The organism is Geodermatophilus chilensis, assembly GCF_002802985.1.
GTDB classification, from domain to species: domain Bacteria; phylum Actinomycetota; class Actinomycetes; order Mycobacteriales; family Geodermatophilaceae; genus Geodermatophilus; species Geodermatophilus chilensis.
The window spans coordinates 20,921-31,095 of the sequence record NZ_NVPT01000056.1 but is presented as its reverse complement, the minus strand read 5'-3'; the positions used below and the strand labels follow the sequence as shown (position 1 = coordinate 31,095).

Below are 10,175 nucleotides of genomic sequence, written 5' to 3'. Positions count from 1 at the left end.
TCATGTTGGTTTGGTTGTGGTTTTTTTTTGTGTTGATGATGCGACGGCCTCCAGGATTGACACGGAAGGCGTCTTCGGCAGAGGCAGATTGGGAGAAGATACAGGAGCCCGCCCCCGCGGTGTCGGCCGACGGGCTGGTCGTCGGCGACCCGCCGCTGCTGGCCCGCCTGACCGGTGCGCTGCTCGTCCTCGCCGGCCTCGCGGGGGCGGCGGGTCTCTTCCCGACCTACCTCGTCGTCGGCGGCACCGAGGTGTCCCAGTCCGCCGGGGCGCTCAACCTGCTCGCCGGGCTGCTGGTACCCCTGACCACCGCAGTGGTCGGCGCCGGTCTCCTCGCCGGCCGCGTGCCGCGCTTCGGCCTCGCCCACGCCGGCATCGGCGGCGCGCTGGCCCTGAGCCTGCTCCTGATCGAGCTCTACCGGGCCAGCACCTCCACCGTCCGGCCGGGGATCGAGGTGATCGCCGGCCAGCGGGTGCTCACCAGCACGGTCGACGTCGGGCCGGGCTGGGTGCTCGGCGTCGCCGCGCTCGGGCTCACCGTCCTGGCCGGCGTCCTGGCGGTGGCCGCCTGGGGCCGCGCCGTCATGGAGGACGCCGGCACCCTCGACCCCGCCCGTCCCGCGCTCGCCGGCGCCGCGGCGGTGCTCGGGGTCGGCGCCGTGCTGTGCCTGGTGCTGCCGGCCGCCGACCTGCCCGACCGCATCGTCACCGACCCGACCACCCGACTGCAGGTCGTCGTCGAGCAGGAGGGCCCGCAGGGGCTGCTCGAGCGACCGGGCCTCGCACTGCTCGGTGGCCTGCTGCTCGCGGGGACCGTCGTCCTGTGCTCGGTGCTGGCCCCCTCGCTGCGGCCGCGGCTGGCCGCGGTCGGCGGCCTGCTCGCCATCGCCGCCGTCGTCCTCGCCGCCGGGCTGGCCGGCCTGCGGGACGCCGCGGTCTCCGACGAGCTGGAGTGGACCCTGCCCGGCGTCGGGCTGCTGCTGGCCGGCGTCGGCTACGTCCTCCTCACGGTGCTGGCCTGGCGGCTGCGCCGGGCGCCGGCCCGATGACCGGGCCGGGCGAGGAGCGGGTCCGCGTCGTCGTGGCCACCCCGGGCGACGACGGCGACGACCGTGCCACCGCGTCCCTCGCCCGCGGCCTGCGCGACGCCGGGATGGAGGTCGTGCACGCCGGCCGGATCCCAGCGGACGCGGTCGCCGACACCGTCGTCCAGGAGGACGCCGACGCCGTCGGTCTGCCGGTGCTCCCCGCGGACGCGCCGGAGCTGGTCGCCCGGCTGGCCGCGTTGCTCGCCGACCGCGGCGTCGACGACGTCACCGTCTTCGCGTGCGGCCCGGACGCCGACCTGCCCGGCCTGGCGCGGCTGTTCCCGCCCGGCAGTCCGCCCGCGGAGATCGCCGACTGGCTGCGCGGGCACGTCGGCGGGTGACCGGGAGCGCGCAACTCGTGCACACGGCCGCCGCGGCCGACGTCGTCCCCGCGGTGAGCAGGGCGGTCGTCACGACGCCGGTGGCGCGGCGCGCGGCGGCGGCTGCTCGTCGTCGGGGCGCTCCGGGAGCCGGCGTCGTGTGATGCCGCCCACCCTCCCAACGCCGGTGCGCGCCCCGGCGTGCGCGGGCGATACGGTGCCTGTTCGTGGATCTCTTCGAGTACCAGGCCCGTGACCTGTTGGCTTCGCACGGTGTCCCCGTGCTCCCCGGCGGCGTCGCCGAGACCCCCGACCAGGCGGAGGCGATCGCCCGCGAGATCGGCACCACCGTCGTCGTCAAGGCGCAGGTGAAAACCGGCGGCCGCGGCAAGGCGGGCGGGGTCAAGCTCGCCGACGACGCCGAGGAGGCCCGGGCGCGCGCCCAGGACATCCTCGGCCTGGACATCAAGGGCCACATCACGCACCGCGTGATGGTCGCCCAGGCCAGTGACATCGCCGAGGAGTACTACTTCTCCTACCTGCTCGACCGCGCCAACCGCACCTTCCTGGCCATGGCCAGCGTCGAGGGCGGCATGGAGATCGAGCAGCTCGCCGTCGAGCGCCCGGAGGCCCTGGCCCGCGTCCCCGTCGACGCCACCGTCGGCGTCGACACCGCCAAGGCCACCGAGATCGTCGACGCGGCCGGCTTCCCCGCCGAGGTGCGCGACCAGGTGATCGCCATCGCCGTCCAGCTGTGGGACGTCTTCGCCAAGGAGGACGCCACCCTGGTCGAGGTCAACCCGCTGGCCAAGGCGCCCGACGGCACCGTCCTCGCGCTCGACGCGAAGGTGACCCTCGACGACAACGCCCGCTTCCGGCACGCCGAGCACGAGGCCCTCGAGGACTCGGCCGCGGCCGACCCGCTCGAGGCCGCGGCCAAGGAGAAGGACCTCAACTACGTCAAGCTCGAGGGCGAGGTCGGCATCATCGGCAACGGCGCCGGGCTCGTCATGAGCACGCTCGACGTCGTCGCCTACGCCGGTGAGGAGTTCGGCGGCGTCAAGCCGGCCAACTTCCTGGACATCGGGGGCGGTGCCTCGGCCGAGGTCATGGCCAACGGCCTACACATCATCCTGTCCGACCCCGCCGTGAAGAGCGTCTTCGTCAACGTCTTCGGCGGCATCACCGCCTGCGACGCGGTCGCCAACGGCATCGTGCACGCGCTGCAGCTGCTCGGCGACGAGGCGACCAAGCCGCTGGTCGTCCGGCTCGACGGCAACAACGTGGAGGAGGGCCGGCGCATCCTCGCCGAGGCCAACCACCCGCTGGTGACCCTGGTGGACACGATGGACGGCGCCGCCCGCCGGGCCGCCGAACTCGCCGCCGCCTGAAAGAGGACCCCCCTGCCCCCACCGCTCGCACACTCGCGGCGGGGCCCTGCAGGGGGGCCGACCCACTTCACGCCTGAGAACAGGACTCCAGAGATGTCGATCTTCCTCAACGAGAACAGCAAGGTCATCGTCCAGGGCATGACCGGCTCCGAGGGGCGCAAGCACACCCAGCGCATGCTGGCCTCGGGGACGGCGATCGTCGGCGGCGTGAACCCGAAGAAGGCCGGCCAGAACGTCGACTTCGACGGCGCCAGCGTCCCGGTGTTCGGCAACGTGGCCGAGGCGATGAAGGAGACCGGCGCCGACGTCAGCGTCATCTTCGTCCCGCCGGCCGGCGCGAAGAACGCCGTCATCGAGGCCGTCGACGCCCAGATCGGGCTCGCCGTCGTCATCACCGAGGGCATCCCGGTGCACGACTCGACCTACTTCTGGGCCCACGCCCAGGGCGGCTCCACCCGCATCATCGGCCCGAACTGCCCCGGCGTCATCAGCCCCGGGCGCTCCAACGCCGGCATCATCCCGGCCAACATCACCAAGCAGGGCCGGATCGGGCTGGTCAGCAAGTCCGGCACGCTGACCTACCAGATGATGTACGAGCTCCGGGACATCGGCTTCTCCACCTGCGTCGGCATCGGTGGCGACCCGGTCATCGGCACCACGCACATCGACTGCCTGCAGGCCTTCCAGGACGACCCGGAGACCGAGGCCATCGTGATGATCGGTGAGATCGGTGGCGACGCCGAGGAGCGGGCCGCGGACTTCGTCCAGGCCAACGTCACCAAGCCCGTCGTCGGCTACGTCGCCGGCTTCACCGCGCCCGAGGGCAAGACGATGGGCCACGCCGGCGCCATCGTCTCGGGCTCGGCCGGTACCGCGCAGGCCAAGAAGGAGGCCCTGGAGGCCGCCGGTGTGCGCGTGGGCAAGACCCCGTCGGAGACGGCCCGTCTGATGCGCGAGATCGTCGGCGCCTGAAAGAGGACCCCCCTGCCCCCCGCCACTCGCGAGCTCGCGACGGGGCCCTGCAGGGGGGCCGCCGTCCTCCGGCCCTCGCTGCCCGGCGGCCCCTCGGGGTCGCCGGGCAGCGGCGTCCCTGCGTCCGGCCGGCTCCCGTCGGGGGATGATGGGCGCGCCGCGGTGGCACCTGCTGCAGGCGGTGTCCACGATCCGCGCAGTCCCCAGGCCACGACCGAGGAGTGCCCCGCGATGACCAGTCAGCCGCCGCAGCCGCCGGGCGGGTACGGGCACCAGCCGGGCGAGGGCGACGACGCGCACCGTCCCGACGGCGGGCAGACCGCTCCTGGGCGACCGGGGTACGGGCAGCCGCCGCCGTCCTACGGCCAGCCGGGGCAGCCGGTGTACGGACAGCACCCCGGCCACGGCACGCCCTACGGTCAGCCGGCCTACGGGCAGCCGGCGTACGGGCAGCCGGCCTACGGGCAGCAGGGCTACGGACAGCAGCCCGGACACGGCTACGGGCAACCGGGCTACGGCGCGCCCTACGGCCAGCCGGGCTACGGCGCGCAGTACCCGCAGCAGCCCCACGGCCAGCCGCCGTACGGCCAGGTCCCGTGGGGCCAGGGCCAGCCGCCGTACGGACAGCAGACGCCCTGGGGGCAGCCGTACGGGCAGCCCCAGGCCCAGCAGCCCTGGGCTCCGCCCGCCCGCAGCGGCGCGCAGGTCGGCCTGGATCGCACGCGGGTGTACCGGGGCGACTGGCTCGTGGCCCTGTGCGCCGCGGCGTTCCTGCTCTTCGCCACGCTGCCGTGGTTCACCTTCGACTTCGGGTTCGGCTTCGCCGAGACGATCAACGGCTTCGACTTCGGGCTGGTCGCCACCGCCGCGGTGCTGCTCGTCCTCGCCGGGGTGTGGTCCCTGCTGCCCGCCGTCGTGGACCTCGGGCTGCCCTTCCCCCGCGGCTTCGTCACCGTGGGCCTGACCTCGCTGGCCCTCCTGCTGACCCTCGTCGAGTGGCTGAGCACGTTCGAGGGGGGCTTCAGCCTCTTCGCGCTGCTCACCTTCCTCACCGCGGCCGCCGCGGTCGTCGTCGCCGTCCTCACGCTGCTGCGGCAGCCGCGCAGCCGTCCGGGGACGGCCGCCGGCGGCACGACCTGGCCCGGCCAGCAGCCGGCACAGCCGTGGCAGCCGACCGCGTACGGCGGGCAGCAGCCGCCGCCGTACGCCGCGCCGTCGGTCCCGGAGCAGTCCCCGCCGACGCCGCCGTCCGAGGGCGACCGGGACCCTCGCCGCCCGGGCGGCTCGACGGCCTCGGGTGCGGGGTCCGACCCGTCCGCGTAGTCCTCCTCACGCCGTTCCTGGGATCCACCGGGCGCGTGCTCCGGCGTTCCCGGCCCGGCCTTGGGACAGTGGGGGCGTGGTCTCCCTGCTCGCCCGACTGAGCCTGCCCGGGCAGCGGGACCCGGGCGCCCGCACCGCGCGGCACGCCCCCGTCCTCGCCGCCGTGGCGACCGCCGCCGTGACGGTGCTGGGGCTGCTCGGCGTGGGCCTCGCGTCGGTGGTGGTGCAGACCCTCGACCCGGCCGGCGGCATGCCGGTCGCGGGCTCGGCGCACCTGGCCGGCCGGCTGTGGCTGCTCGCCCAGGGCGGTGGCCTGACGCTCGGGTCCGGCCCGCTGGTGCTCGCCCCGCTGCTGCTCACCCTGGCCGTCGCCTGGGGCCTGTCCAGCGCCGGCCGCGGCGTCGTCCGCGCCTGCGACCTCACCGGCGGGCGGTCCCTGGCGGCCGCCGTGGTCGCGGCGGTCGGGACGCACACGCTGCTCGCCGTGCTGGTCGGGCTGCTCGTCACCACCCCGGACGCGGAGGTCGACCTGCTGCGGTCGGCGGTGGGCAGTGCCGTGCTCGCCCTGCTCGCCGTCGGCTGGGGGACGGCGCGCGACTCCGGCCTGCTCGACGACGTCCTCGACTCCGCGCCCGGGCCGGTGCGGGCGCTGCTGCGCGCCATCGCGGCCGGTCTGCTGACCGCCGTGGCCCTCGGCCTGACGGTCGTGGCGGTGGCCCTGGCCGCCGACACCCGGGGCTACGCCGCGCTGTCGGGCTCCCTCGGCGGGTCGGGCGCCGGCGCGGTCGGCCTCCTGGCGCTGGGCGTGCTGCTGCTGCCCAACGCCGCGGCCGCCGCGATCGGCGTGGCCGCCGGACCGGGGTTTGCCGTCGGCAGCGGCACGCTGGTCTCCGTGCACGGCGTCACCCTCGGGGCGGTGCCGGCGCTGCCGCTGCTGGCCGCGCTGCCCGACACCCAGGCGGTGCCGCTGCTGGCCTTCGCCTCCCAGGTGGTGCCCGCGCTGGCCGGGCTGGTCGCCGGCACGACGCTCGGCCGGCGGCTGCGCGAGACCGACGGCGGCTCGGTCGTGGCCGGGCTGTGGGGCGTGCTGGCGGGCGTTCTGCTCGGCCTGGCCTGCGGCCTGTTCACCTGGGTCGCCGGCGGCTCGCTCGGCGACGGCGCGCTGGCCGACGTCGGGGCGCCGCCGGTAGCGACCGGGCTGGCGGTGGCGCTGCAGGCCGGCGTGGCTGCCGCGCTCGCGGCCGCGGTCGCCCGCTGGCGGTCGTCGGCCTGAGGGGGCGGGGGAGCGGTGGCCGGCCCCGGCTAGGGTCGCTGCCGTGCCCGCTCCCGATCCCTCCGCGCGGGCGCGGCTCGTCGTCCTGCTGTCGGGCACCGGGTCCCTGTGCGAGGCGCTGCTGACCGCCGCGGAGGACCCGGGCTACCCGGCCGTCGTCGTCGCCGTCGGCAGCGACCGCGACGCCCCGGGGCTCGAGCGCGCCCGGCGCCGCGGCGTCCCGACCTTCACCTGCGCGCTGCGCGACCACCCCGACCGCGCCGCCTGGGACCGCGCGCTGGCCGCCGCCATCGCCGCGCACCGCCCCGACCTGGTGGTCTCCGCCGGGTTCATGAAGCTCGTCGGCCCGGCCGTGCTCGAGGGCTTCGGCGGCCGGCTGCTCAACACGCACCCCGCGCTGCTGCCGGCCTTCCCCGGCGCGCACGCCGTCCGGGACGCGCTCGCCGCGGGCGTCGACGTCACCGGCAGCACCGTGCACTGGGTGGACGCCGGCGTCGACACCGGACCGGTGATCGCCCAGCGGGAGGTGCCCGTCCTCCCCGGGGACGACGAGGCGCGACTGCACGAACGGATCAAGGACGTGGAGCGCGAGCTCCTGGTGGAGACGGTGGCGCGCGTGGTCACCGGCCTCGGCACCGAGACCACGGAGGACCCCCGATGAGCGACCGCACCCCGATCCGCCGCGCCCTGCTCGGCGTCTACGACAAGACCGGCATCGAGGAGCTGGCCCGCGGCCTGGCCGACGCCGGCGTCGAACTGGTGAGCACCGGCGCGACCGCCCGCCGGATCGCCGACGCCGGGGTGCCGGTCACCCCGGTCGAGCAGGTCACCGGCTTCCCCGAGTGCCTGGACGGGCGGGTGAAGACGCTGCACCCGGCGGTGCACGCCGGCATCCTGGCCGACCGTCGCAAGCCCGCGCACGTGCAGCAGCTCGAGGACCTCGGCATCGCGCCGTTCGACCTCGTCGTCGTCAACCTCTACCCGTTCACCGAGACGGTGGCCTCCGGCGCCGGCCCGGACGAGTGCGTGGAGCAGATCGACATCGGCGGCCCGGCCATGGTCCGCGCGTCGGCGAAGAACCACCCGTCGGTCGCGGTCGTCGTCGACCCGACCCGCTACGGCGACGTCCTCGCCGCCGTCTCCGCCGGCGGTTTCACCCTGGCCGAGCGGCAGTCGCTGGCCGCGGCGGCCTTCCGGCACACCGCCGAGTACGACGTCGCCGTCGCCTCGTGGCTGGGCAGCGTCGTCGCCCCCGACGACGACTCGGGCTTCCCGACCTGGGTCGGCGCCAGCTGGGAGCGCGCCGACGTGCTGCGCTACGGCGAGAACCCGCACCAGCGGGCGGCGCTGTACCGCAGCGACCGGCCGGGGCTGGCGCACGCCGAGCAGCTGCACGGCAAGCAGATGTCCTACAACAACTACGTCGACACCGACGCCGCCTGGCGGGCCGCGCACGACCACACCGACCCCTGCGTGGCGATCATCAAGCACGCCAACCCCTGCGGCATCGCCGTCGGCACCGACATCGCCGCGGCCCACCGCAAGGCGCACGCGTGCGACCCGGTGTCGGCCTTCGGCGGCGTGATCGCGGCCAACCGCGAGGTCGACCTCACCATGGCCGAGCAGGTGGCCGAGGTGTTCACCGAGGTCGTCGTCGCGCCGTCGTTCACCGACGACGCGCTGCAGGTGCTCACCGCGAAGAAGAACATCCGGCTGCTGCGGCTGGGGGAGTCGGCCCGGCCGGCGACCGAGCTGCGCCCGATCAGCGGCGGGCTGCTGGTCCAGAGCGTCGACCGGATCGACGCCCCCGGCGACGACCCCACCACCTGGACCCTGGCGACCGGCGAGCCGCTGGACGCCGCCGGCCTCGACGACCTGGTGTTCGCCTGGCGCTCGGTCCGCGCGGTGAAGAGCAACGCCATCCTGCTGGCCCATGACAAGGCCACCGTCGGCGTCGGCATGGGCCAGGTGAACCGGGTGGACTCCGCGCGGCTGGCCGTGGCGCGGGCGGGGGAGCGGGCCGCCGGCTCGGTCGCCGCCTCGGACGCCTTCTTCCCCTTCGCCGACGGCCTGCAGGTGCTGCTCGACGCCGGGGTGCGGGCGGTCGTGCAGCCCGGCGGGTCGGTGCGCGACGAGGAGGTCGTCGCGGCCGCGGCCGCGGCCGGCATCCCGCTCTACCTGACCGGGACCCGCCACTTCGCCCACTGACGAAGGACCCCCTTGCCCCCCACCCCTCGCAGGCTCGCGGTGGGCCCCTGCAAGGGGGCCGCGTCCTCCTCACTCCTCGCAGGCTCGGGGTGAGCCTCTGGACGGGGCCATAACCTGCACCGGTGCGCAACACCCGACCCCACGTCCGGCCGCCCGAAGCCGGCGCGGTCGTCGAGGGTGAGGACTTCGCGCGGGTCGACTGGTGGGGCACCGAGCTCGACGGCGTCACCTTCACCCGCTGCCGGTTCGAGGACGCCGGGCTGGAGGAGCTGGTCACCCGACGGTGCGTCTTCGACTCGTGCGTGCTCACCGGCGTGCGGATGGGCGGAGCCGCGCACCTCGGGACGGCGTTCCTCTCCTGTCGCTTCGACCGCGCGCGGCTGTTCGACGTCACCTGGGACGGCTGCAAGCTCACCGGCTCGCAGTTCCCCGGCGCGCAGCTGCGGCCGATGACCACGACCGACAGCGACTGGAGCTGGACGTCGCTGCGCGGTGCCGACCTCTCCGGGCTGGTGCTGGCCGGTCAGCGGTTCCGGGAGGCCGATCTGACCGACGCCGACCTCCGCGAGTGCGACCTCACCGGTGCCGACCTGGACCGGGCCCGGCTGCAGGGCGCGAAGCTGCGCGGGGCCGACCTGCGCGGCGCGTCCACCGACGGGGTGAACTGGCGGGCGTTCGACCTGACCGGTGTCCGGCTCGACCTGGTGCAGGCCGTCCAGGTCGCCCGCGCCCACGGCGCCCTCGTGGGGGATTGACGAGAGCAGGCTGCGGTACGGGAGACGCCCTGCGAGGCGGCGCAAGGAGTGGGGGCCGGAGGCTCCCGCGATCGAGTGCCGGGCAGGGCTCAACGCCACAGGGGGACGGCATGTGACCGCGGTGTCGTCCGGTAGGACGACAGTGTCATCGCCCCTCACCTCCACCTGGGGCCGGTGAGCAGGGCCTTCAGGGCGCCCAGCAGGCCGAGCACCGGGACGGCGACGGCGAACCAGAAGCCGGTGTCGATGGTGTCGAGGTCCCAGCCCTCGGCGGCCAGCGGCACCAGGACCCCGGCTCCGGCCACCAGGCTGACCAGCAGCGCCAGCACCCCGAGGAAGCGGTGCGAGCGGGCCGGCAGGACGACGAGCAGGCCCAGCAGGAACAGCACCGCGCCGCCGAGGACGACGGCCATCGGCTGCCAGAACCCGGTGTCGAGCAACGCCGCGACACCGCCGTCCGCGGCGTCGTCGAACCCGCGGCGGACCAGGTCCCAGCCGGTCAGGTCGCTGCCGGGCAGCCAGCGCAGCAGCAGGCTGACACCGGCGGCGATGCCGGCCAGGAGCAGCAGCAGGCTGGCCAGGCTGTCCGGGCGCCGCACCCGCACCGGCGTCGTCGAGTACTCCGGGGCCGGCCGCGGAGCGTAGCCCGGTGGGGGCGGAGGTGGGCCGGCGGCGTAGCCGGGGCCGCCGCCGGGCGCGGCCGGGGCGGCCACGGGCCGCATGCCGGGGATCGTCTGTTCCCGCCAGTCGTCGGTGCCCCGCGCCCCGGCGGCCGGGGACTGCTCGCGCTCGCTCATCTGCACTCCTCGCGCACCAGCGGGCGGGGGACGCGCCCGCACCTGCGA

10 protein-coding genes are annotated in these 10,175 nt (G+C 75.5%); 9 read left to right on the top strand and 1 reads right to left on the bottom strand.

The genetic code is table 11. From position 1 onward, the window contains the following. Positions 1 to 119 precede the first annotated feature (119 nt). The 9 genes from CNO22_RS11545 (at position 120) to CNO22_RS11505 (ending at position 9,330) form a co-directional block, all read left to right on the top strand. On the top strand, positions 120 to 1,049 hold the full coding sequence (locus tag CNO22_RS11545) for a hypothetical protein (RefSeq protein ID WP_232806968.1): 930 nt from the start codon (positions 120 to 122) through the stop codon (positions 1,047 to 1,049). Then, positions 1,046 to 1,429, top strand: a complete 384-nt coding sequence (locus CNO22_RS11540) for a cobalamin-dependent protein (RefSeq protein WP_100499510.1) — start codon at positions 1,046 to 1,048, stop codon at positions 1,427 to 1,429. Before CNO22_RS11545 ends, CNO22_RS11540 begins: the two co-directional genes overlap by 4 nt. A gap of 206 nt (positions 1,430 to 1,635) precedes the next feature. Next, the gene (gene sucC / locus CNO22_RS11535) at positions 1,636 to 2,799 is read left to right on the top strand and encodes an ADP-forming succinate--CoA ligase subunit beta (protein ID WP_100499509.1); all 1,164 of its coding nucleotides are present in this window, start codon (positions 1,636 to 1,638) and stop codon (positions 2,797 to 2,799) included. A 93-nt stretch (positions 2,800 to 2,892) separates the two neighbouring features. Next, complete coding sequence (gene sucD / locus CNO22_RS11530; RefSeq protein ID WP_100499508.1) at positions 2,893 to 3,771, top strand: succinate--CoA ligase subunit alpha; 879 nt, start codon at positions 2,893 to 2,895, stop codon at positions 3,769 to 3,771. Positions 3,772 to 4,002: 231 nt separating this feature from the next. Then, the gene (locus CNO22_RS28305) at positions 4,003 to 5,094 is read left to right on the top strand and encodes a hypothetical protein (RefSeq protein WP_198588262.1); all 1,092 of its coding nucleotides are present in this window, start codon (positions 4,003 to 4,005) and stop codon (positions 5,092 to 5,094) included. Positions 5,095 to 5,170: 76 nt separating this feature from the next. Next, the gene (locus CNO22_RS11520; RefSeq protein ID WP_100499507.1) at positions 5,171 to 6,367 is read left to right on the top strand and encodes a cell division protein PerM; all 1,197 of its coding nucleotides are present in this window, start codon (positions 5,171 to 5,173) and stop codon (positions 6,365 to 6,367) included. 43 nt (positions 6,368 to 6,410) lie between these two features. Next, positions 6,411 to 7,028 carry a phosphoribosylglycinamide formyltransferase gene (gene purN / locus CNO22_RS11515; RefSeq protein WP_100499506.1) on the top strand — a complete coding sequence of 206 codons (618 nt, stop codon included), beginning with the start codon at positions 6,411 to 6,413 and terminating at the stop codon, positions 7,026 to 7,028. Next, positions 7,025 to 8,575: a bifunctional phosphoribosylaminoimidazolecarboxamide formyltransferase/IMP cyclohydrolase gene (gene purH / locus CNO22_RS11510; RefSeq protein WP_100499505.1), complete on the top strand. Its 1,551-nt coding sequence runs from the start codon at positions 7,025 to 7,027 to the stop codon at positions 8,573 to 8,575. Before purN ends, purH begins: the two co-directional genes overlap by 4 nt. 122 nt (positions 8,576 to 8,697) lie before the next feature. Then, positions 8,698 to 9,330 carry a pentapeptide repeat-containing protein gene (locus CNO22_RS11505; protein ID WP_100499504.1) on the top strand — a complete coding sequence of 211 codons (633 nt, stop codon included), beginning with the start codon at positions 8,698 to 8,700 and terminating at the stop codon, positions 9,328 to 9,330. Between the two features lie 155 nt (positions 9,331 to 9,485). On the opposite strand, the gene CNO22_RS11500 is transcribed toward CNO22_RS11505, so the two are convergent. Further along, the gene (locus CNO22_RS11500) at positions 9,486 to 10,127 is read right to left on the bottom strand and encodes a hypothetical protein (protein WP_100499503.1); all 642 of its coding nucleotides are present in this window, start codon (positions 10,125 to 10,127) and stop codon (positions 9,486 to 9,488) included. Between the last annotated feature and the right edge of the window lie 48 nt (positions 10,128 to 10,175).

Coding starts and splice junctions, on each gene's coding strand:
- CNO22_RS11540 (WP_100499510.1), top strand. CDS start 1,046: ATGACCGGGCCGGGCGAGGAGCGGGTCCGCGTCGTCGTGGCCACCCCG.
- sucD (WP_100499508.1), top strand. CDS start 2,893: ATGTCGATCTTCCTCAACGAGAACAGCAAGGTCATCGTCCAGGGCATG.
- CNO22_RS28305 (WP_198588262.1), top strand. CDS start 4,003: ATGACCAGTCAGCCGCCGCAGCCGCCGGGCGGGTACGGGCACCAGCCG.
- purH (WP_100499505.1), top strand. CDS start 7,025: ATGAGCGACCGCACCCCGATCCGCCGCGCCCTGCTCGGCGTCTACGAC.
- CNO22_RS11500 (WP_100499503.1), bottom strand. CDS start 10,127: ATGAGCGAGCGCGAGCAGTCCCCGGCCGCCGGGGCGCGGGGCACCGAC.